Origin of the sequence: Rhodovulum sp. MB263, assembly GCF_002073975.1 — a bacterium.
Lineage (GTDB): Bacteria > Pseudomonadota > Alphaproteobacteria > Rhodobacterales > Rhodobacteraceae > Rhodovulum.
On the sequence record NZ_CP020384.1, the window covers coordinates 2,077,077 to 2,097,899 of the forward strand.

At 66.2% G+C, this 20,823-nt stretch carries 21 protein-coding genes; 13 read left to right on the forward strand and 8 right to left on the reverse strand.

Annotated features, from left to right (window positions below):
- Positions 1–185 precede the first annotated feature (185 nt).
- Complete coding sequence (locus B5V46_RS09675; RefSeq protein WP_196774228.1) at positions 186–1,223, reverse strand: collagen-binding domain-containing protein; 1,038 nt, start codon at positions 1,221–1,223, stop codon at positions 186–188.
- Between the two features lie 338 nt (positions 1,224–1,561).
- On the opposite strand from B5V46_RS09675, the gene speD reads away from it, so the two are divergent.
- From speD to speE, 3 genes are all read left to right on the forward strand, one after another.
- Entirely contained in the window at positions 1,562–2,068 is a 507-nt protein-coding gene (gene speD, locus B5V46_RS09680; RefSeq protein WP_080616413.1) for an adenosylmethionine decarboxylase, read from the forward strand.
- Between the two features lie 355 nt (positions 2,069–2,423).
- Entirely contained in the window at positions 2,424–3,011 is a 588-nt protein-coding gene (locus B5V46_RS09685) for a hypothetical protein (protein ID WP_080616414.1), read from the forward strand.
- Between the two features lie 46 nt (positions 3,012–3,057).
- Positions 3,058–3,918 (forward strand): polyamine aminopropyltransferase, encoded by an 861-nt coding sequence (gene speE, locus B5V46_RS09690; protein WP_080616415.1) that lies wholly within the window; start codon positions 3,058–3,060, stop codon positions 3,916–3,918.
- 111 nt (positions 3,919–4,029) lie between these two features.
- Here speE and B5V46_RS09695 read toward each other — a convergent pair whose 3' ends face one another.
- Entirely contained in the window at positions 4,030–5,121 is a 1,092-nt protein-coding gene (locus B5V46_RS09695; RefSeq protein WP_080616416.1) for a DUF6456 domain-containing protein, read from the reverse strand.
- A 240-nt stretch (positions 5,122–5,361) separates the two neighbouring features.
- On the opposite strand from B5V46_RS09695, the gene B5V46_RS09700 reads away from it, so the two are divergent.
- Positions 5,362–5,664, forward strand: a complete 303-nt coding sequence (locus tag B5V46_RS09700) for a DUF6477 family protein (protein ID WP_080616417.1) — start codon at positions 5,362–5,364, stop codon at positions 5,662–5,664.
- Positions 5,665–5,710: 46 nt separating this feature from the next.
- Here B5V46_RS09700 and B5V46_RS09705 read toward each other — a convergent pair whose 3' ends face one another.
- Positions 5,711–7,261: a trimethylamine methyltransferase family protein gene (locus B5V46_RS09705; RefSeq protein WP_080616418.1), complete on the reverse strand. Its 1,551-nt coding sequence runs from the start codon at positions 7,259–7,261 to the stop codon at positions 5,711–5,713.
- Positions 7,262–7,561: 300 nt separating this feature from the next.
- Between B5V46_RS09705 and B5V46_RS09710 the strand changes: the two genes are divergently transcribed.
- The 6 genes from B5V46_RS09710 to B5V46_RS09735 all read left to right on the forward strand — a co-directional run bounded on the left by B5V46_RS09710 (position 7,562) and on the right by B5V46_RS09735 (position 13,475).
- Positions 7,562–8,482 (forward strand): delta-class carbonic anhydrase, encoded by a 921-nt coding sequence (locus B5V46_RS09710; RefSeq protein ID WP_080616419.1) that lies wholly within the window; start codon positions 7,562–7,564, stop codon positions 8,480–8,482.
- Positions 8,483–8,537: 55 nt separating this feature from the next.
- On the forward strand, positions 8,538–10,094 hold the full coding sequence (gene guaA, locus B5V46_RS09715) for a glutamine-hydrolyzing GMP synthase (protein ID WP_080616420.1): 1,557 nt from the start codon (positions 8,538–8,540) through the stop codon (positions 10,092–10,094).
- Complete coding sequence (locus tag B5V46_RS09720) at positions 10,085–10,366, forward strand: putative quinol monooxygenase (RefSeq protein ID WP_080616421.1); 282 nt, start codon at positions 10,085–10,087, stop codon at positions 10,364–10,366. The genes guaA and B5V46_RS09720 overlap by 10 nt, the downstream gene beginning before the upstream one ends.
- 10 nt (positions 10,367–10,376) lie before the next feature.
- Positions 10,377–11,291, forward strand: a complete 915-nt coding sequence (locus B5V46_RS09725; protein WP_080616422.1) for a DMT family transporter — start codon at positions 10,377–10,379, stop codon at positions 11,289–11,291.
- Positions 11,292–11,398: 107 nt separating this feature from the next.
- On the forward strand, positions 11,399–12,472 hold the full coding sequence (locus B5V46_RS09730) for a hypothetical protein (protein ID WP_231119299.1): 1,074 nt from the start codon (positions 11,399–11,401) through the stop codon (positions 12,470–12,472).
- 130 nt (positions 12,473–12,602) lie between these two features.
- Positions 12,603–13,475 (forward strand): ATPase, encoded by an 873-nt coding sequence (locus tag B5V46_RS09735; RefSeq protein WP_080616424.1) that lies wholly within the window; start codon positions 12,603–12,605, stop codon positions 13,473–13,475.
- On the opposite strand, the gene B5V46_RS09740 is transcribed toward B5V46_RS09735, so the two are convergent.
- Positions 13,447–14,052, reverse strand: coding sequence for a hypothetical protein (locus B5V46_RS09740; protein ID WP_080616425.1), 606 nt, complete (start codon positions 14,050–14,052; stop codon positions 13,447–13,449). The two genes, B5V46_RS09735 and B5V46_RS09740, sit on opposite strands and share 29 nt — an antisense overlap.
- Positions 14,053–14,188: 136 nt before the next feature.
- On the opposite strand from B5V46_RS09740, the gene metA reads away from it, so the two are divergent.
- Genes metA through ppk2 form a run of 3 tightly spaced genes read left to right on the forward strand, consistent with a single transcriptional unit; the run spans position 14,189 to position 16,898 of the window.
- A complete protein-coding gene (metA, locus tag B5V46_RS09745) occupies positions 14,189–15,115 on the forward strand; it encodes a homoserine O-succinyltransferase (protein WP_080616426.1) in 927 nt (308 codons plus the stop codon).
- A 2-nt stretch (positions 15,116–15,117) separates the two neighbouring features.
- Entirely contained in the window at positions 15,118–15,990 is an 873-nt protein-coding gene (locus B5V46_RS09750) for an alpha/beta fold hydrolase (RefSeq protein ID WP_080616427.1), read from the forward strand.
- Between the two features lie 35 nt (positions 15,991–16,025).
- Entirely contained in the window at positions 16,026–16,898 is an 873-nt protein-coding gene (gene ppk2, locus B5V46_RS09755) for a polyphosphate kinase 2 (protein WP_080616428.1), read from the forward strand.
- A gap of 13 nt (positions 16,899–16,911) precedes the next feature.
- Here the strand turns inward: ppk2 and B5V46_RS09760 are convergent, their stop codons facing one another.
- The 4 genes from B5V46_RS09760 to B5V46_RS09775 form a co-directional block, all read right to left on the reverse strand.
- Positions 16,912–18,021 (reverse strand): ABC transporter ATP-binding protein, encoded by a 1,110-nt coding sequence (locus B5V46_RS09760; protein WP_231119077.1) that lies wholly within the window; start codon positions 18,019–18,021, stop codon positions 16,912–16,914.
- A complete protein-coding gene (locus B5V46_RS09765; RefSeq protein WP_080616429.1) occupies positions 18,018–18,818 on the reverse strand; it encodes an ABC transporter permease in 801 nt (266 codons plus the stop codon). Before B5V46_RS09765 ends, B5V46_RS09760 begins: the two co-directional genes overlap by 4 nt.
- Positions 18,815–19,702 carry an ABC transporter permease gene (locus tag B5V46_RS09770; RefSeq protein WP_080616430.1) on the reverse strand — a complete coding sequence of 296 codons (888 nt, stop codon included), beginning with the start codon at positions 19,700–19,702 and terminating at the stop codon, positions 18,815–18,817. The genes B5V46_RS09765 and B5V46_RS09770 overlap by 4 nt, the downstream gene beginning before the upstream one ends.
- Before the next feature lie 191 nt (positions 19,703–19,893).
- Positions 19,894–20,766, reverse strand: coding sequence for an NAD(P)-dependent oxidoreductase (locus B5V46_RS09775; protein ID WP_080616431.1), 873 nt, complete (start codon positions 20,764–20,766; stop codon positions 19,894–19,896).
- Positions 20,767–20,823 lie beyond the last annotated feature (57 nt).

The window sequence follows — 20,823 nt, forward strand, 5'->3', positions numbered from 1 at the left end:
TAAGCATTTCCGCGAGCGGGTCAAGAGCGTTGAGCCCGACTTAATTGTTGTTTTTCAGATACTTGTGAAATAGGTATCATATTACCCCAAGAACAGACGCCTCCGGAGGCCCCGGAATGCCGAACGCCGGCCGTTCCCGGCCGGCGTCGCGCCATTTGTCGTCTTGTCGTCTCGTCGTGCGCGGCTCAGGTCCGGCGGCGGCGCATCGCTCCGATCAGCCCGAGGCCCGCAGCCAGCATCGGCAGCGTGGCCGGAAGCGGAACCGGCGCCGGGTCGGTCGAAGGCAGCTCGCCCGCGAAGGGCTGCAGATGAACCTGACCGCGCAGCACGGCCGAAGCCGCGAAGACATTGCCCTCGATGGCGGTCGAATTGGTCAGCGCGGCATTGCCGGCCAGCACCGTGCCGTACACCATCCGATCAAGAGTGACCGAGGTCGCCTCGTAGAAGTTCCAGATGATGCGCTGCCCGTCGCTGGCCTGCAGGCCCAGAAGGTTGTCCTCGAACAGGATCGAAGACCCCGACACATTCAGGATCAGCGTATCGCTCGCGCCGAGGCTGAAATCGATCTGACCGATGGCGCCGCCGAAATCGGAGATGTCGAAATTGTAGACATTGAGCCCGCCGCTGGTGGCGTCGATCTTCAGCGTGTTGCCACCGCTGACGGTGGCAGTTCCGGTTGCGGCAAGCGCCGAAAGATCCTCCGAGGCCTTGTTCAGGGTGGCAACCATATCGGTCGGGAACAGCGCCTCGAAACCGGCATCGCCCTGAAGCCCGCTTTCGACCCGGACTCCGTCGAAGGTCGGCGTTTCCTTGTTGTTGATGTTCTGTCTCGTGCCCTCCGACAACGTCCCGCCGACCAGCACCTCGCCGGTCCGCTCGACACCGAACTGCACGGTATCGACCGAGACATCACCCCGGACAGCCAGGGTGGTTCCGCCGGAGCCGATGCGAATGGCGCCCGGCCCGCGCGCATCGCCTTCGACGATCACATCGGGATAGGCCGACCCCGGCATGTCGCGATTGGCGAAATCGGCCTTGCCCGAGGAGGCGACCAGATCGCCGCCGACATAGGCGCGTCCGTAATTGTCCTGGTTGGTGTCGAGATCGCCGGCCGTCACGATCGAGAATTGCGAGAGGATCTCCGATGCCGACAGCGTCGCCGCGGGCGCAGCCCCGCCAAGAGAGACCGCCAGCGCGGCCCCAAGCAGGAATTCCGTTTTCATATCAAGACGTCCCCAAAAGAAACTCATGGAAAATATTCCCGGCAACTGCCCCACCCGGACCGGTTGCCGATATCGGTCACTTTAATCGCTCCGGATCATTTGTCCAACGCCCCCTCAGCGGGAAAAACGGGACGCCATGCCTAGGCTGTGGCTGCGGCGTGGCGGATTTCTGCTCCGCAGGTGCCGCTTTCGCGTCATTTTCCCGAATTTGCTATTGATCGAATCCCAAACCTTCCATAGGTGACGCGAACGATCGGACCCGATCCCAACTTCGGATCTTCCCGGGGGGGCGCTAAGGGACCGACTGGATTCAATCTGCTGGTAAGAAGGGGCGCGCCATGACTGACGCCAACCTCTTCCGACTGGGGATCGGTCTGGAGACAGGCGCCCATGCGGAAGATCACCGCGGCCACCCGGCCGCCGACGCCACTCGCGATGTCTTTGACGTTGCGCGTGACGACCATTTCATACGCCGTGAAGGCCGGATCTTTGCCGGGACCCATCTGATCATCGAGGTCGTCGATGGCGATGGGCTGGATGACGAGGACCGGATTCAGAAGGCGTTCCGCGACTGCGTCGACGAATGCGGCGCGACGCTTCTGCACATCCACACCCACAAGTTCAGCCCCCAGGGCGTGAGCGGCGTGGCGGTGCTGGCAGAAAGCCATATCTCGGTCCACACTTGGCCCGAGATCGGCTATGGCGCCTTCGACGTCTTCATGTGCGGCGATGCCGAACCCTGGCGGGCGGTCGACGTGCTGCGTACGGCTTTCAACGCCGGCGATATCCGCGTCAAGGAGCTGCTCCGCGGCGAGGATGTGGTGGCCGCGCGCGTCGCCGCCTGACCGGCCGGTGCCAGGCATAACCAGGCCAGAATGGTCGCGCCGTCTCGCGGCGCGACATACCCCTTGACATGACAATATCCTGCAAGACTTGCGGTGGCAGCCAGCCAGGATCGGTGCGGCTGCTGCGGTTGCCGAACCGATGCGCGCAGCCCCGGCAGAGCCTTCGGACTGGCGGCGGGCGGGGCGATGCCCCTGCGATACGGCATTGACGCATATCGGTCTTCTTCTCTTCGCGGCGGTCTGCGGAACGGCCCCGGTGGCTTTCGCTCTCGCAGAGACGGGGGACCCGGCATTTCGGCCCCTGACCGAAGGGTTACGGCTTGACCCCGTCGCCGGGGCCCGGAAGGCTTGCGCCATGAAGGACGGTCCCGATATTTCCCGCAGCACCGCGCCGACCGCCACCCCGATGCGTGCCTCGATCCCGATGGCGCGCTTGGGCGAACCGGCTTTCGGGTCCGGGATCTCTGCTGCTCCGCGCCAGCCGACCGAGGCTGCGCCTATCAGGGTGCGCAAGCAGGGCCGCCACCGCCATTTCGCACTTGCCGGGAGCATGGTCGCAGGCGGGGTGCGTGTCGGGTTGGCCCGCGCCAGGGGGCATCTGCGCAGCCGCACCGGGCCGCGCAATGCCACGCCGCGCAGGATCCGGGTCTGGCATGACCTTGGCACGGGCCCCCGCGCGGTCGCGCTCCTCAAGAGCCTCGCGGCACGCGGCGGGCTGACCGCCCCGCAGCAGGATGCGGTCCCGACCGGCCGCAAGCCGGCCTTCTTCCCGAGGCCCGGCCTCGCCCTGCCCCGGACCGGTCGCGGGCGGCGCCGGATTTGCCGCGCCTGCCCCGGCCCGCGCGCGCGGTGCGCGGGCGTGCTGTGCCGCCCCGAGCGGGCGTGCCATCTGCCTCTGACCCCGGCGGGCGCGCATGCGCTCGCCGAAGCCTTTCCGACCTGAGCCCGGGGCCGGGCCTTCAAACAGACAGAAATCAAGGAGCGACGCTATGACAGACACCCTGATTCCGGGCTGGACCCTCGAACGCCTGCACAATGGCTATGGCCAGGCGCTGGAAGAGACCGAGCTGCTCTATGACAGCCGGACCGAACACCAGCGGCTGAGGGTCTTCGAAAATCCGAGCTTCGGTCGGGTGATGACGCTGGACGGCGTGGTGCAGGTGACCGAGGCCGACAATTTCATCTATCACGAGATGCTGACCCATGTGCCGATCCTCGCACATGGTGCGGCCAGGCGGGTTCTGATCGTCGGCGGCGGCGATGGCGGGATGGCGCGCGAGGTGTTGCGCCATCCCGCAGTCGAGGAGGTCACCATGGTCGAGATCGACGCCGGCGTGGTCGAGTTCTGCAAGACCTACCTGCCCGGCATCAGCCAAGGCGCCTTCGACGATCCGCGACTGAAGCTCGTGATCGATGACGGCGCCGCCTTCATGCGCAATACCCAGCAGAAATACGACGTGATCGTGGTCGATTCCACCGATCCGATCGGACCGGGCGAGGTGCTGTTCACCGACAGTTTCTACGGCCATGCCAAGCGCGCGCTGACCGAGGGGGGCATCCTGGTGACGCAGAACGGAGTGCCTTTCGTCCAGGGCGCCGAGCTGACCAATTCGATGCGTGCCTTCAAGGCGCTCTTTGCCGACTGGGGATGCTACCTCGCGACGGTGCCGACCTATGCCGGCGGCCCGATGGCCTTCGGCTGGGGCACCGACGGTCCGGGCCGCGCGGTGTCGCTGGCCGAGCTCGAGGCCCGGGCGGCGGCGGCCGGGATTTCGACCGAGTATTATACCCCCGAGGTCCACAAGGCCGCCTTCGCGCTTCCGGGCTATGTCCGCCGCCTGATGCCCTGAACCTCTTGCGCGGCCAGGGACTCTGCTGCCATCGGCCCGCACATGAGAACGCCCGGAACCGGCAATCACGCGGTTCCGGGCACCAGCAAAGGCCAAAAAGCGCGTCCCCGGCTATCCGATCATCCCGCCCTTGTCGCCAAGGGTCTCGTAATGCCGCTTGAGCCGCTGCAGCGCGATCCTGAGCACGATCTTGCCCGAGCGCGCCGACCAGCCCATGCGCTTCTCGGCCTGCTCCAGCCCCTCGAGAAAACAGCAGCAGCGCAGCGCCACATCGCCAAGCCCGGGCCCCAGCTCGCGCAGCGCGGCGCTCACCCTCTCCCGGGCCGCGCCCGGCCCCTCGGCCGGACCGTCATTGCTGAAGAAGGCGCCGCGATCGCCGCCGGTCAGGAACCGGTCCCAGTTCTGCGCCACCCGGGGGCCGAGCTGGGCCACCTCGAAATCCTCGCGCAACCGCTCGCCCGCCGCGACCAGATCGGGGCTGAGGAAGGGCTTGCCATCCTTTTCCTTGCGCCGTGCCAGTATCGACAGCGGCGACTCGGCCCGGTTGAAGCGGATCCGCTCGGCCCGCGCCGTCTTGCCCTCTTCCCAGTCGCGGTGCTGCTCGGCAAAGGGCGAGGCCGGCTCGGCCAGACCGTCGCGCCGCTCGGCCTCGCGCATCTGCAGCCGCTTCAGCGCCGCCCGCCCGGCCGTGCTGATATCGTAGATCGTGACCCGGCCGCGATTGCGGCAGACGATCCAGTCCTTCAATGCGAAGGCCTCGGCGACCGAGCGGTCGACGACCGCGGTCCGCGTGGTCTGACCTCCGCCACTCTCGCGCAGGATAGCGGCCTTCTCCATGTCACGGGCAACGGCCATGAACGAACCCGGCTCGTTCAGGCGCCGCAGGATGCGCAGCGCTTCGCGACTGATCGTGGCCTCATCCGCAACCGGACGACGCGAACGCATTGTCGAGGACATGTAGGGGGTCTCCTTCTGGGGATCATCGGACGGGACGGGCTCAGCGCCAAGGCGGCTCAGCGCGTCATCGATCAGGGGATCGTCCCGCCGGGTCTCCACCCGACGGACCTGGCGCATGACGGTCGAGGGATGGCAGCCCTCGATCCGGGCCAGGGCGCGCAGCGACACGCCCCCTTCGATATGAGCCAGATAGAGCCGCGCCGCCCGGGGCAGCCACGCCGGCGCGGATTGCAATTGGCGATGCATGGCCACGGCACTCCTTCCTTCGGCTCTCTGGAAATGCGGCCGGAGCATGGGTGCTTGCCTGCCGCATTTTACAATCAAAGGTTGATTTAGTTACGTTACAGTTAACCGATTAACTACGCATTCATTATTGTTTCCAGACACTAAAGATTTCTGTGGATAGAGTGCGCAGCCTCTTTCGGAGACGCAACACCCGCTATGGTTGTGCAAGGATACGCGGTGTCATTACCAGGAGGTCCTGCCATGAACATGCTGCCCGCCACGCTTGCCACGCTGCGTCGCCCCCGCCTGCTGGTGCGGGCGGCGCGGTTCGGTCTGGCCGATTACCGCCGCGACCGCGATCTGGTGCGGCTGACGCAGGGACATATGCCGGGCAACGCCCGCACCGTGCTGAGCTGGCTGATCGAACAGGAAGAGCGCATGGAGGAAACCCGGAAGTCTGGCGACGCCGGATATTCGATCGCGCGGCATGTCGAGTTGCTCATCGCGCTGATAGCCGAGGCCCGGCTGATCTGCGAGATCGACAGCCAGCGTTCGGCCGGCTGAGGGGCGGGCACAGGCGCGGGCGCCCGCCGAGCGGGGGCGCCCGGAGTCAGACGAAGGCGTCAGGCATTTCCGCCTTGCGCCGGGCCATGTAATCCTCGACCGCCTCACGCCGCGCCGGATCGAGCGGTGGCGCCTCGAAGCGGCTCAGCAGCGTACGGACCCGCTCCGCGGCAAGCGTGGCGGTGTCGCGCGCGCCTTCCTCGTCCCAGGTCTCGAACGGCTTGTAATCGAGCAGATCCGTGCGCCAGAACGCCTCGCGGAAATGCGCCTGGGTATGGGCGCAGCCAAGGAAATGCCCGCCCGGGCCCACCTCGCGCAGTGCGTCCATCGCCTGCGCCGCGCCATCGGTCTCGATCCCCGCCGCCATCCGGTGCAGCGCGCCAAGCTGATCGGCATCCATCACGAATTTCTCGTAGCTTGCGACCAGCCCGCCTTCCAGCCAGCCCGCCGCGTGCAGCATGAAGTTGACGCCTCCCAAAAGCGCCGCGTTCAGCGTATGCGCGGTCTCGTAGGCGGCCTGCGCATCGGGCAGCTTCGAGCCGCAAAGTGCCCCGCCCGAGCGGAACGGCAGCCCCAGGCGCCGCGCCAGCTGGCCTGCGCCATAAAGGATCTGGCTCGCCTCGGGCGTGCCGAAGGTCGGCGCACCGGAATTCATGTCGATCGAGGTCACGAAGGCGCCGAAGACCACCGGCGCGCCGGGCCGCACCATCTGCGAATAGGCCACGCCCGCCATGACTTCGGCCAGCACCTGGGTCAGCGTGCCTGCCACCGTCACCGGCGCCATCGCGCCGCCCACGATGAAGGGCGAGACGATGCAGGCCTGATTGGCCGCGGCATAGACCTCGAGCGCGCCCATCATCGTCGCATCGAAGGTCAGCGGCGAGTTGATGTTGATGAGCGAGGTCATCACCGTGTTCTCGGCGACGAAGTCGGCGCCGAAGAGCTGCTCGCACATAGCCACCGAATCCCGGGCCCGCGACGGATCGGTGACCGAGCCCATGAACGGCTTGTCCGACAGCGTCATATGGGCATGCAGCATGTCCAGATGGCGCTTGTTGACGGGCACGTCGGTGGGTTCGCAGACGGTGCCGCCGGAATGGTGCAGCCATTTCGACATCTGCCCCAGCTGCACGAAGCGGCGGAAATCCTCCATCGTCGCATAGCGCCGCCCGCCCTCGATGTCGCGCACGAAGGGCGGACCATAGACCGGCGCCAGAACCAGATTGCGGCCGCCGATCTCGACATTGCGCGCGGGGTTTCGGGCATGCTGGGTGAAGCGCGCGGGCGCGGTGGCGCAAAGCCTGCGCGCAAGACCGCGCGGGATGCGCACGCGTTCGCCCTCAAGCTCGGCCCCGGCCTCGCGCCAGCGCGCAAGGGCGGCCGGATTGTCGACGAAATTGACGCCGATCTCGGCCAGAACCGTCTCGGCATTGGCCTCGATGAGTTCCAGCGCCTCGGGGGTCAGGATCTCGAAATCGGGGATGTTGCGGGTGATGAACCGCGCCGTCTCGATGCCCGGATTGCTGCGCGCCGCACGCCGCGCGGCACCGCCACCGCCGCGGCCCCGGCGCGCGCCCGTCGCCTCTGCCTCGCTCATGCACGTCTCCCGTCGTTCTGGCATTGCCTGATCAGAGTTCTAGGCCGATCCCCCGTGCCGGGCCGCGCGGTTTGCGGCCTTTCCTTTGTCTTCCGCGACATCGGCGGCGCGCCCTGCCCCGCATCTGTCCGAATTCCGGCCACCCTTTCCCTGTCTGGCCCGGGAAACGCCCGGATACGGTCGACAACCTGCCCCGTGACGGTCTCGGTCTGCGGAGATATTCTTCGTCATGTTGCCGTCCACCCGCGGTTCGTGCCGCCACGCCCGGCATAGGACCGGCATTGGACAAGAGAGGACCCGATGCCGCGTCGCCTGACCGCCTTCCTGGCCCTGACCGCCCTCGCCTTCATCGGAGGCCTGCTGGCCACCCCCGCCCCGGCCGACAGTTCGAGGCCGGGGCGGGGTCACGGCAGCCAGATGGCCGCCGCAGATCCCGCCGCGCACGGTACCGTGGCGTATGGAGCCGGTCCCGCCACCCCGGCCGCCGCTCTGGCTGGCGGCATCTGCCGCGGCTTCGGTCCCCAGGCCCCGCGCGACATCTCGGCGCCCGCCGGCCGCAATGCGCGCCTCTTCACCCTGGCGCCGCCGGCCTCCCAGATGAATCTCTGCAACATCCACACCCATACCAATGCCGAACATGCCGGTCCGGGTTTCGCGCTCAGCGCGGGCGGCGGCGAGCATGGCGGCTACAAATGCAACGAGACCGCGCAGCTGACGGAGAAGGAGCTGAAAGACCCCGCCGCCGGGCTCGGCGCCTTTCACGGCGCGAAACCCGGCGATAGCATCGAGGTGCATTGGGTGTTCAGCTCCTGCGACGTGGCCCCGGGCAAGGGGCTTGGGGCCTGCATGTCGGACAGCTGCCAGAACCCGCAACTGCGCGTCGAATCCCAGGTCTTCCTTCTGGTCAACGACCACACCGCGCTGGATTTCAAGGACTATATCTACCGCGGCCATCAGGTGCAGGGTCTGCACCAGCCGCGCGCCCTGCCCGGCGATACCGGCACGCCCGTCACCTATGGCGGCTCGACCACCGGACCGCGCTACAGCCAGACCATCTGTTCGCCGCTGCAGGTGACCTGGTCGGTCCGCCCCGACTGCGCCCGGCTCGACATCAACTCGCTTTACGAATGGGCCGCTCTCGGCAACGTCTTCGAGGAAGATCACAGCCATGGCGTGCGTCCCCTCGTGACCGCCGTGGAGCTGCTTTCGCAAATCCGCTGACCGCCTCCGCATCCGGCGGATTGCCACGGCGCATGGGGTCGCATAATGAGACGCCATGAGCACGCATGACCGCCTTCTTATCATCGACTTCGGCTCCCAGGTGACGCAGCTGATCGCGCGCCGCCTGCGTGAGCTGAACGTCTATTGTGAAATCCATCCCTACCAGAACGTCACCGACGCCTTCCTGCGCGACTTCGCGCCCAGGGCGGTGATCTTCTCGGGCGGGCCCGCCTCGGTGCTGAACGAGGGATCGCCCCGTCCGCCGGAAAGCGTCTTCACGCTGGGCGTCCCGATCCTCGGGATCTGCTATGGCCAGCAGGTGATGATGCAGATGCTGGGCGGCCGGGTCGAGCGCGGCGATGGCACCGCCGAATTCGGCCGCGCCTATGTTACGCCCTCGGACGACCGGATCGACCTGCTGAACGGCTGGTTCACGACCAACCGCGAACAGGTTTGGATGAGCCATGGCGACCATGTGGCTGAAATCGCGCCGGGTTTCGAGGTGTACGGGACATCGCCCAACGCGCCCTTCGCGATCACCGCGGACCTGTCGCGCAACTTCTTCGCCGTGCAGTTCCATCCCGAGGTGCATCACACCCCGAACGGCAAGACGCTTTACGAGAATTTCGTGCGGCTTGCGGGCTTCACCGGCGACTGGACCATGGGCGCCTATCGCGAGGAAGCGATCCGCAAGATCCGCGAGCAGGTCGGCGATGCCAGGGTGATCTGCGCGCTGTCGGGCGGGGTCGACAGCTCGGTCGCGGCCGCGCTCCTGCACGAGGCGGTGGGCGATCAGCTGACCTGCGTCTTCGTCGATCACGGGCTCTTGCGGCTGAACGAGGCCGACGAGGTGGTGGCGATGTTCCGCGACCACATGAACCTGCATGTGATCCATGCCCAGGAACAGGACCTCTTCCTTGGCGAACTCGAGGGCGTCTCCGACCCCGAGACCAAGCGCAAGACCATCGGCCGGCTCTTCATCGACGTGTTCCAGAAATATGCCGACCAGATCGAGGGTGCCCGCTTCCTGGCCCAGGGCACGCTTTATCCCGACGTGATCGAATCCGTCAGCTTCTCGGGCGGGCCCTCGGTCACCATCAAGTCGCACCACAATGTGGGCGGGCTGCCCGAGAAGATGGGCCTCGAGCTGGTCGAGCCGCTGCGCGAGCTCTTCAAGGACGAGGTCCGGGCGCTGGGCCACGAACTTGGCCTGCCCGCCAGCTTCATCGGCCGCCATCCCTTCCCCGGCCCGGGGCTCGCGATCCGCTGCCCCGGCGAGATCACCCGCGAAAAGCTCGAGATCCTGCGCAAGGCCGATGCCGTCTATATCGACCAGATCCGCAAGCACGGGCTTTACGACGAGATCTGGCAGGCCTTCGTCGCCATCCTGCCCGTCCGCACCGTGGGCGTCATGGGCGACGGGCGCACCTATGACTATGCCTGCGCGCTGCGCGCCGTGACCTCGGTCGACGGCATGACGGCGGATTATTACCCCTTCACCCATGACTTCCTGGGCGAGACCGCGACGCGGATCATCAACGAGGTCAAGGGGATCAACCGGGTGACCTACGACATCACCTCGAAACCCCCGGGGACGATCGAATGGGAGTGACCGTCACCGGCTGGATCGAGGCCACGCCCGAGCGTCTTGCGGCGCTTCGGGCGGCGGCGCCCGAGCATGTGCGCCTGACCCGGGCCGAGCCGGGCTGTCTGCGCTTCGAGATGCGCGAAGACCCCGACCGGCCCGGCCGCTTCCTGCTGGACGAGGAATTCACCGACGCCGCCGCCTTCGCCGCCCATCGTGCCCGCAAGGAGGGCACGGCCTGGGAACTGGCGGCCGCCGGCCTGCCGCGCGAGATCGAGATCGCGGGCCTGCCCGCATGAGCGCCCGGCCATGACCCCTGTGCTCCGGGCCGCCCTGTGGATGACCGGAGCCATCGCCGCCTTTTCCTCGATGGCGGTGGCGGGCCGCATGGTATCGGTCGAGCTCGACACCTTCGAGTTGATGCTCTACCGCTCGCTGATCGGCCTGGCACTGGTGCTGACCGTCGGCGGCGCCTTCGGGCGACTGGACGAGATCTCGCACCGCCAGCTCGGGCTTCATTTCATCCGTAACCTCTGCCATTTCACCGGCCAGAACCTCTGGTTCCTGGCGTTGGGCCTGATCCCGATGGCGCAGGTCTTCGCGCTGGAATTCACCTCGCCGATCTGGGTCGCGGTGCTGGCGCCGATGATCCTGGGCGAGCGGCTGACCCGGATGCGCGCACTCGCGGCCTTCGTGGGCTTTCTGGGCATCCTGATCGTGGCCCGTCCCGATCCGGCCGCGCTTGAGCCCGGCGCCATCGCCGCGGCCGGTGCCGCCATCGGCTTTGCCGGATCGGCGCTGTTCACCCGGCGGCTGACGCGCAGCCAGTCGATCGTCTCGATCCTGTTCTGGCTGACGGCAATGCAGGCCGCGATGGGGCTCATCTGCGCCGGGATCGACGGCCAGATCGCCTGGCCCTCTCCCGCCGCCTGGATGCCCCTGACGGTGATCGGCCTGGCCGGGCTGACCGCGCATTTCTGCCTGACCAGCGCGCTCTCGGTGGCGCCTGCCAGCATCGTCATGCCACTCGACTTCCTGCGCCTGCCGGTCATCGCCGTGGTCGGGATGCTGCTTTATGACGAGCCGCTCGACGCCTACGTCCTGATCGGCGCCGCGATCATCCTGGTGGCGAACTTCCTCAACCTGCGCGGGGAAACGCGGCACTCAAGACACGCCAGCCGGAAAACAGGGGCCGCATCCCCTGCACGTCGCGGAAACGATTGACCGCCGAAGCATCCGCCCGCTAGCGTTTTCCCAAAAGAGAAAAAGTCAAAAATGAAAAGTGGGAGGAGAAAATGAAATATGCCGTTGGGGCGGCCGCATTGGCCATCGTGACGACAGGACCCGTCCTCGCGGGCGGGATCGAGCGAAGCAATCAATCCGTCAGCATCCTGTTCGAGCAAGGCACCTATCTCGAACTCGGCTTCAGCCGGTTCAGTCCCGATGTGAGCGGGTCGTCCAGCGCCACCGGTTTGGGCTCGGGCGACATGCTGCCGGGCTTCAACGGCGCCTCTCTCTCCTTCAAGCAGGACCTAGGAGACAACGCTTCCCTCGCACTGATCCTCGACGAACCGGTCGGCGCGGATGTGTCCTATGAAAGCACAAACAACTATCCGGTGGGATCGCCGACATCGACGCTTGACGGCGCGAATGCCGACGTCAACGCGACCGGCGTCACGGCGCTGCTGCGATACGAGCTTCCTTCCAATGTCAGCCTGATCGGTGGTCTCCGCGCCATCAGGACGTCGGGCACCGTGAGCCTTCCCGGGGTCGGCGCCTATTCGCTGAACTCCTCGACCGAGACCGATTTCGGCTATATCGTCGGCATCGCTTGGGAAAAGCCGGAAATCGCGGCACGCGTGGTGCTGACATACAGCTCGGCGATCGATCACAAGTTCGATACGGTTGAGAGCGCCGGGTCGTTTTCCATCTCGAACGATCTGGATGTCACGATTCCGCAAGCGCTGACGCTGGAATTCCAGACCGGCGTTGCGGCGGATACGTTGCTCTTCGGCTCTGTCAGGTGGGTGGACTGGACGGCCTTCGACATCACCCCGGACCTTTACACCGGCAGCGTGGTGCCGGGCGGATCTCTCGTCGATTACGACCATGACGTGATCACTTATAACCTGGGTCTCGGGCGTAAGTTCAACGACAACTGGTCAGGAGCTATCCTGTTCGGCTACGAGAAGCACGAGGGCAGCTATACCGGAAATCTCGGGCCGACCGACGGGTTCCGCTCGATCGGTCTGGCCGCCACCTACTCGACCGGCAGGGTCAAGGTGACGGGCGGTATCCGCTATGTCGATATCGGCGATGCCAAGACGCGGTTCGGACCGAGCACGACCAGGTTCAAGGGCAATGACGGCATCGGTGTGGGGCTCCGGGTCGGGTATTATTTCTGAGCCTGGCACCATGGCTGCAAGCGACGCCCCGGCCGCCCTGCCGGGGCGTTTGCGTTCGGGCAGAAGCGAATGGGTTTGACCGACCCGCAGCGCCGGGATAGGACGCGGCCGCGGATCGAGGGATGATCGAATGATCTATGACACGGCAAAGGCCTGGCGGCAGGCAGACAGGCGGCATGTGCTGCTGTTCGGCATGTCGGGCCTGGGCAAGACCCATGTCTCGAACATGCTGCGCGCTGCGGGCGGCTGGTTCCACTACTCGGTCGATTACCGCATCGGCACCCGCTACATGGGCGAATTCATCGCCGATAATTTCAAGCGCGAGGCGATGAAGGTGCCGCTGCTGCGCGAGCTCCTGCGCACCGACAGCGTGTTCATCGCCTCGAACATCACCTTCGACAATCTCGCGCCGCTCTCGACCTATCTCGGCAAGCCTGGCGCACGGGACAAGGGCGGCCTGCCCTTCGACGAATACATGCGCCGCCAGGAACAGCATCGCGAGGCCGAGATATCGGCCCTGCTGGATACGCCGCGCTTCATCGACCGCGCGGCCGAGCTGTACGGCTATGGCGATTTCGTCTGCGATTCCGGCGGCTCGATCTGCGAGGTGGTCGACCCTGAGGATCCGGCCGATCCGGTGCTCTCGGCGCTGGCCGCGCGGCTGCTGCTGGTCTGGATCGAGGGCAGCGAGGCCCATACCGCCGAGTTGGTGCGCCGCTTCGACCGGGCACCGAAGCCGATGTATTACCAACCCGCCTTCCTGCATGAGGCCTGGGCCGACTACCTGTCCCGGACCGGGCTTTCCGATGCGGCGGTCGATCCCGACGCCTTCGTGCGCTGGACCTATGCCCGCGCGCTGGCCCACCGCCAGCCGCGTTACGAGGCGATGGCGCGGAACTGGGGGGTGAGGGTCAGGGCCGAAGACGTGGCAGCCCTGCGCAGCCCCGAGGATTTCACCGACCTGATCGCTCAGGCTATCGACAGAGCGCCAGCGCGGCCCTGATCGCAGCCGCGGCACCCGCCAGCGGAAAGCGGCCCAGCCTCGGGCCCGCGCCGCCCTGGATCTCGAGCGTCTGGCCGCGCTGGAGTGCACCCAGCACCGGTGCCCCGGGCGGCAGCCGGGCAAGCATACCGGCCCCAGGGCTTGCGGCGAAGGTGACCGGAAATCCCTGCCCGTCTATGGCCAGGGTCAGAATGCGCGGCCCGGCACCGCCGCCGATCCCGTCAATCTGCAGAAGCCGCTCGCCGCCGCGGGCGCAGAAAAGATAGAAAAACGCGTCCTGACGGCCCTCGGCCGGCCCCCCGGCAAAGGCGCCGCGCCCATCCGAGGTCACCCCGCTCGACCAGAGCGGCCTCGGCGGCACGATTGCGGGGGAGGTCTGCCCGGAACAGTCGCGCGAGACGCAGGCGGCATAGGCAGCACTGTCGGCCGGCCCGAATGCCGACAGGCAGCGCCAGACGCAGCGTTGCAACTCCCATTCCGGCCCCTCCTGCTGGGCCCGTCCCGCGCCCGCCGCCGCGATCAGACCGGCCGCAAGGGCAGCGACGCCCCAGCCCGCAGCGCTTGTCCAGCCTCGCACCCATTCCCTCCGTCTTTTGCGGATTGTTCCGAGATATGGAACAACGCAGGGTCTCTTCTGTCAATCGACCGAAGCAACCCTTGAGGGACAGCCGCAACTCGCCTATGTTCGCGCGCCGTTCGAATGGAGATGTCCGATGCCCATCAAGATCCCGTCCGACCTTCCCGCCTATGACGTGCTGTCGCGCGAGGGGGTGATGGTGATGGGCGAGGATGAGGCCTCGCGTCAGGACATAAGGCCGCTGAAGATCGCGCTTCTGAACCTGATGCCGAAAAAGATCCAGACCGAAACCCAGTTCGCGCGGCTGATCGGCGCGACGCCCCTTCAGATCGAGCTGAGCCTGGTGCGGATGACCGAGCACAAGACCAGGAACACCGCCGCCGAGCATATGGAGGCTTTCTATCGCCCCTTCGCCGACGTCGCCGACAGCGGCGAGAAATTCGACGGCTTCCTCATCACCGGCGCCCCGATCGAGCATCTGCCCTTCACCGAGGTCACCTATTGGGACGAGCTGACCCGGGTCTTCGACTGGACCCAGAGCCATGTGCATTCGACCTTCGGCGTCTGCTGGGGCGGAATGGCGATGATCTACCATTTCCACGGCGTCCAGAAGCATATCCTGCCCGCCAAGGCCTTCGGCTGCTTCCGGCATCGTAACCTGGCGCCGGCCTCGCCCTATCTGCGCGGCTTCTCGGATGATTGCGTCATTCCCGTCAGCCGCTGGACCGAGATGCGGCAGAACGAGATCGACGCGGCACCCGGGCTGGTGACACTGCTTGGCAGCGACGAAAGCGGCCCCTGCCTGGTCGAGGATGCAGGCCATCGCGCGCTCTATATCTTCAACCATTTCGAATATGACAGCGACACCCTGAAACAGGAATACGACCGCGACGTGGCCAATGGCACGCCGATCAACGTGCCGCAGAACTACTATCCGGCCGACGACCCGACGCGGCCGCCGCAGAACCGCTGGCGCAGCCATGCGCATCTTCTTTACGGCAACTGGATCAACCTGATGTACCAGACCACGCCGTTCGAACTGAACCGGATCGGGACGCTCTGAGCATGGCCGAGGATTATGCGCCGACCGGACGGCTGATCGAGATCGAGGGGCGCCGGGTCCATGCCCATCAGGAGGGCAGCGGGCCCGATGTGATCCTGCTGCATGGCGCGGGGGGCAATACCCGCGATTTCACCTTCGATCTGCTCGACCGGCTGTCAGGCGCGTTCCGCGTCACCGCCTTCGACCGGCCCGGGCTCGGCCATACCGACCCGCTGCACCCCAATGGCGAAAGCCCGGCCGAACAGGCCGCGGTGCTGGAAGCCGCCAGCCGCAGGCTTGGGCTTGGCCCGGCGGTTCTGGTCGGCCATTCCTTCGGCGGCGCGGTGGCGCTGGCCTGGGCGCTCGACCATCCCGAGCGGGCCGCGGCCATCGTCTCGCTTGCGGGCGCGGCAATGCCCTGGCCGGGCGGGCTCGGCCCCTATTACGAACTGGTCTCGTCGGATTTCGGCTCGATGTTCATGGTGCCGTTGATCTCGGCCTTCGTTCCGCGCTTCGTCGCCGAGCAGACCATCGCCCGGATCTTCGAGCCCGATCCGGTGCCCGAGGGCTATGGCGCGCATATCGGCATCGCGCTCAGCCTGCGCCCCGAGACGCTGCGCGCCAATACGCGCCAGGTGAACGGGCTCAAGCCCCATATCTGCGCCATGGCCGAACGCTATGACGAATTGACGATGCCGATCGAGATCCTGCATGGCACCGCCGACCGCATCGTGCCGATCGAGGTGCATTCCCGGCCGCTGGCCGAGCGGCTGGCCAATGTGCATCTGACCGAACTGGACGGCATCGGTCACATGCCGCATCATGCCGACCCCGAGGCCGCGGTCGCCGCGATCCGGCGGGCTGCGGAACGGGCCGGATTGCACCCGGGCGCCTGATCGCCATACTGGTCCGGCAGCGACCGGAGCATGCGATGACAGATCTTCCCTTCGACGGCGCCATTACCCGCTATTACCGAAACGGGGCCCCCGATGACATTCGCGAGGCCATCGCCGATGGCCACAAGCACGACATCCTGGACCAGAGCTATCCCCATGACCGGCGACTCGACAGCGACACCTATTCCGACGAGCTGAAGGCGCTGCAGATCGAGCTGGCAAAGCTGCAGGCCGATGTGAAGGCCACGGGCAAGCGCATCGCGGTGCTGTTCGAGGGGCGCGACGCCGCCGGCAAGGGCGGCACCATCCGGCGCTTCCGCAAGAATATGAACCCGCGCATCGCCCGGCAGGTGGCCCTGCCCGCGCCCTCGGACCGCGAGAAAAGCGAATGGTATTTCCAGCGCTATGTCGAGCATCTGCCCGCTGGCGGCGAGATCGTGCTGTTCGACCGGTCCTGGTACAACCGCGCCGTGGTCGAGCATGTCTTCGATTTCTGCACCAGGGAAGAGCGCGAACGCTTCTTCGGCCAATTGCCGGATTTCGAGCGGATGCTGGTCGACGAGGGCATCCTGCTGATCAAGTTCTGGCTCAATGTCGGCCGCGCCGAACAGCTGCGCCGTTTCCTCAAGCGCGAGCGCGACCCGCTGAAACAGTGGAAGCTGTCCCGGATCGATGTCGAGGGCCTCAGCCGCTGGGATGCCTATTCCGCCGCGATCCGCGAGACCTTCGCCCGCAGCCATAACGGCCATGCGCCCTGGACGGTGATCCGCTCGGACGACAAGCGCCGGGCCAGGCTGGCCGCCATCCGCCACGTGCTATCGCTGGTCGATTACAAGGGCAGATCCGACAAGGTCGTGACCGCTCCCGACCCGCTGATCTGCGGCGGCCCCGAAATCTGGACGCCCTGAACGCCCCGCGCGGTCAGGCGAACAGCACCAGCGAGCGCGCGTCCCAGGCCACCCGGGCCGCGGTGCCGCGCTCGAGGACCGGGCGCCCGACAAGGTTCTTCATCGAGATCGTCATCGGCCGGTCGACCCCGTCGAGCCGCACCACGTAATAGGTCATGTCGCCGTAATAGGACAGATCCTCGACCGTGCCGGTCGCGACGCGGCGGTCGGTGGTCTCGCCGGGAAACAGGATCGACATGGTCTCGGGGCGGATGCCCACGCTCTGGGTCTGGCCCGGATGCCAGCCGCCGGGCAGCTGATCGGGGCCGATCACCGCACGGCCAAGCCCGGCCGCCTCGACCTCGATATGATCCTCGTCGCCGACCCGGGCGGTCGCGGGCAGGAAGTTCATCACGCCGATGAATTCGCCCACCTGACGCGTGTTGGGCCGCCGGTAAAGCTGTTGCGGCGTGTCGAGCTGGGCGATCTGGCCCTCGAACATCACGGCGATCCGGTCGGACATGATCAGCGCCTCTTCCTGGTCATGCGTCACCAGAATGAAGGTGATGCCCACCTGCCGCTGCAACCGGCGCAGTTCGGTCTGCATCTGCTCGCGCATCTTCTTGTCGAGCGCCGAGAGCGGCTCGTCGAGCAAAAGCACCTTGGGCTCGAGGATCAGCGCCCGCGCCAGCGCCACCCGCTGACGCTGCCCGCCCGAAAGCGCATGGGCCGCGCGCGCGCCAAAGCCCCTCAGCCCGACCATCTCCAGCGCCTCGGCCACCTTCGCGGCCTTCTGCGCCTTGCTCAGGGGCTCGCGCCGCAGCCCGAAGCCCACATTCTCGGCCACGCTCAGATGCGGGAAGATCGCGTAGGACTGGAACACCATGTTGGTGGGCCGCACATTGGCAGGCACGCGCCTCATGTCCTTGCCGTCGATCGTCAGCCGCCCGCCAGACAGTTCCTCGAAACCCGCGATGGTGCGCAGAAGCGTGGTCTTGCCGCAGCCCGACGGCCCCAGCAACGAGAAGAACTCGCCCTGCCGGATCTCTGCCGAGATGCCGCGCAGGGCGTGAAACTCGCCGTAATATTTCTCGACATTCTCAAGCGCGATGATGGGGCGTTCGATGCCCAGCGTGTCTTTCACAGGAATCCTCCGGCATCGGCCTTCCCGGTGCGCGCGGCGCCCCGGCGGCGGACATATTCGGCAACGGTCAGCAGGATCACCGAGGTCAGCACAAGCAGCGTGCCGAGCGCCATGATCACGGGAATCTTCTGCGGGAAGCGAAGCTGTCCCCAGATATAGACCGGCAGGGTCGGGTTGGTGCCGGTCAGGAAGAAGGCGATGATGAATTCGTCCAGAGAGATCGTGAAGGCGATCAGCAGAGACGAGACGATGCCCGGCATCACCAGCGGCAGCGTGATGAGGCGGAAACTCGACCAGCGGCTCTCGCCGAGATCGATCGCGGCCTCTTCGAGCGAGACGTCGAGGCTCTGGAAGGCCGAGTTCAGGATCGCGATGGAAAACGGCGTGCACATGAGCACATGGCCCAGCACCACCGTCCAGGATCCGAGCGGCAGGCCCAGTTGCAGCAGCACCACCAGAAGCGAGACCGCCACGATGATCTCGGGCAGCACCAGCGGCAGCATGATCAACCCCAGGATGCCCTTCTTGCCCGGAAAGGCAAATCGCGTGCCGGCCCGCGCCGCGCAGATCCCGAGGCAGGTGGCGATCACCGCCGAGGAGACCGCGATGATCAGGCTGTTCAGCACCGCCGTATGCAGCGCCGGGATGGTCATCAGCTCGCGGAACCACTCGAACGTGAAACCCCTCAGCGGAAAGGCGATCACCGTGCCGTCATTGAAGGCAAAGACCGGCAGCAGCGCGATAGGCGCGTAAAGGAAGATCAGATAGAAGATCGCGTAAAGCCGGAGCCCCTTCATTTCTGACCCCTCAGGTAGCGACGGTTCAGCACCAGGAACAGCACCGCGACCGCCGTCACCATCGCCATGGCCAGCACCGCCAGCGCGGCCCCCATCGGCGCGTTGTTGAGTTTCAGGAACTGGGTCTGGATCATGTTGGCGATCATCAGCCCGTCCGGCCCGCCCACCAGCCGGGGCGTCACGTAATCGCCGATGGTCGGAATGAAGACGATCAGCACCGCCGCCACCACCCCCGGCATCGCCAGCGGCAGCGTCACCCTCAGGAAGGTCATCGCCCGGCTCTCGCCCAGATCGCGGCTGGCCTCGAGAAGCGAGCGGTCGATCTTCTCGAGCGCGACGAAGATCGGCAGGATCGCGAAGGGCGCATAGGCATGGGCCAGGGTGATCACCACCGCATTGGCGTTATAGAGGATGAAGCTCAGCGGTTCGTCGATGATCCCCAGCCCGCTCAGCGTGGTGTTGAGCACGCCGTTATAGCCAAGGATCACCTTCCACAGAAACACCCGCATCAGATAGGACGACCAGAACGGGATGGTGATCAGGAAGATCCACATCGACTTCTGCGAGGGCGGCACGCTGAACGAGATGAAATAGGCGATGGGAAAGGCGGCCAGCACGGTTGCCGCGGTCACCGCCAGCGAGATCAGAAGCGAGCGCAGCAGAAGCTGGCTGTAAAGCGGGTCGGAAAAGGCCTCGCGGTAGTTCTTGAGCGTCAGCGTGGTATCGAGCGTCAGGTAATCCTGGCTCCAGAAGCTGAACAGAACGATCGCGGCAAGCGGCACCGCCAGCAGCAGCAGCGCATAAAGGAAGGGCGGCGCCACCAGGAAATACCCCTGTGCCGCCTCGCTTCGGCCCAGCCGGGGCCAAGCCTTGATCTTGATCATCGGAATCGCGCCACTCCCCGTTTTGGACGCGATCATGGAAACAGACGCGGCCCTGCGCAAGGGCAGCCGGCCCGCCTTCGGAGGGTTTCCCGGGCATCTGCCCTGGATTTCGGCAAAACACCTCGCGATAGACCGAACGGTCGGTCCGGGTCAGGCCAAAGCCGACCGGGTCTGGCAGGCTCTGAGAGCGCTCAGCCCATCGTCCGCAAACGCCTGATCAGGCTCGACGTATCCCAACGCCCGCCGCCAAGGTTCTGGACGTCCTTGTAGAACTGATCGACCAGCGCCGTGACCGGCAGGCTGGCACCGGTCCGCTCGGCAGTGGCCAGGCAGATGGCCAGATCCTTGCGCATCCAGTCGACCGCGAAGCCATGGTCGAATTCATCCTCCAGCATGGTCTGACAGCGGTTCGTCATCTGCCAGCTTCCGGCCGCGCCGCCCCCGATCACCTCGACCACGGCGCGCCCGTCAAGCCCCGCCTTCTCGGCGAAATGCAACCCTTCCGACAGCCCCTGCACCAGCCCCGCGATGCAGATCTGGTTGACCATCTTGGTCAGCTGCCCGGCACCGCTGGCGCCCATAAGCCTGGAAAGCTTGGCATAGGCGGCCATCAACGGCTCGGCCTTGCCATAGGCCGCCTCGGATCCGCCGCACATGATGACAAGCTGGCCGCCCTCGGCGCCCGCCTGCCCGCCCGACACCGGCGCATCCACAAAGCCGATATCGCGGGTCTCGGCCAGCGCGGCCATTTCCTTGGTCACCATCGCCGAGACGGTGGTGTGATCGACGAAAACCGCCCCCGCCTCCATCCCCGCAAAGGCACCGCTCTCGCCTGTACAGACCGCGCGCAGATCGTCGTCATTGCCGACGCAGGCCATCACGAACTCCGCCCCCAGCGCCGCCTCGGCCGGGGTGGGCGCCGCGCGGCCGCCATGACGCGCGACCCAGTCCTCGGCCTTGGCAGCTGTCCGGTTGTAAACGGCAACCTCATGGCCCGCTGCGGCGAGATGCCCCGCCATGGGAAAGCCCATCACCCCAAGGCCCAGAAATGCAACCCGTGCCATGCGGCTCCTCCCCTCGTTGCATGAAACGTCTTTTTCTCTTACCTAACGGCCTCATCC

Excerpts from the sequence above, each read along its gene's own strand:
- B5V46_RS09675 (WP_196774228.1), bottom strand. The coding sequence starts at position 1,223 with ATGAAAACGGAATTCCTGCTTGGGGCCGCGCTGGCGGTCTCTCTTGGC.
- speD (WP_080616413.1), top strand. The coding sequence starts at position 1,562 with ATGACTGACGCCAACCTCTTCCGACTGGGGATCGGTCTGGAGACAGGC.
- B5V46_RS09685 (WP_080616414.1), top strand. The coding sequence starts at position 2,424 with ATGAAGGACGGTCCCGATATTTCCCGCAGCACCGCGCCGACCGCCACC.
- speE (WP_080616415.1), top strand. The coding sequence starts at position 3,058 with ATGACAGACACCCTGATTCCGGGCTGGACCCTCGAACGCCTGCACAAT.
- B5V46_RS09695 (WP_080616416.1), bottom strand. The coding sequence starts at position 5,121 with ATGCATCGCCAATTGCAATCCGCGCCGGCGTGGCTGCCCCGGGCGGCG.
- B5V46_RS09700 (WP_080616417.1), top strand. The coding sequence starts at position 5,362 with ATGAACATGCTGCCCGCCACGCTTGCCACGCTGCGTCGCCCCCGCCTG.
- B5V46_RS09705 (WP_080616418.1), bottom strand. The coding sequence starts at position 7,261 with ATGAGCGAGGCAGAGGCGACGGGCGCGCGCCGGGGCCGCGGCGGTGGC.
- B5V46_RS09710 (WP_080616419.1), top strand. The coding sequence starts at position 7,562 with ATGCCGCGTCGCCTGACCGCCTTCCTGGCCCTGACCGCCCTCGCCTTC.
- guaA (WP_080616420.1), top strand. The coding sequence starts at position 8,538 with ATGAGCACGCATGACCGCCTTCTTATCATCGACTTCGGCTCCCAGGTG.
- B5V46_RS09720 (WP_080616421.1), top strand. The coding sequence starts at position 10,085 with ATGGGAGTGACCGTCACCGGCTGGATCGAGGCCACGCCCGAGCGTCTT.
- B5V46_RS09725 (WP_080616422.1), top strand. The coding sequence starts at position 10,377 with ATGACCCCTGTGCTCCGGGCCGCCCTGTGGATGACCGGAGCCATCGCC.
- B5V46_RS09735 (WP_080616424.1), top strand. The coding sequence starts at position 12,603 with ATGATCTATGACACGGCAAAGGCCTGGCGGCAGGCAGACAGGCGGCAT.
- metA (WP_080616426.1), top strand. The coding sequence starts at position 14,189 with ATGCCCATCAAGATCCCGTCCGACCTTCCCGCCTATGACGTGCTGTCG.
- B5V46_RS09750 (WP_080616427.1), top strand. The coding sequence starts at position 15,118 with ATGGCCGAGGATTATGCGCCGACCGGACGGCTGATCGAGATCGAGGGG.
- ppk2 (WP_080616428.1), top strand. The coding sequence starts at position 16,026 with ATGACAGATCTTCCCTTCGACGGCGCCATTACCCGCTATTACCGAAAC.
- B5V46_RS09765 (WP_080616429.1), bottom strand. The coding sequence starts at position 18,818 with ATGAAGGGGCTCCGGCTTTACGCGATCTTCTATCTGATCTTCCTTTAC.
- B5V46_RS09770 (WP_080616430.1), bottom strand. The coding sequence starts at position 19,702 with ATGATCAAGATCAAGGCTTGGCCCCGGCTGGGCCGAAGCGAGGCGGCA.
- B5V46_RS09775 (WP_080616431.1), bottom strand. The coding sequence starts at position 20,766 with ATGGCACGGGTTGCATTTCTGGGCCTTGGGGTGATGGGCTTTCCCATG.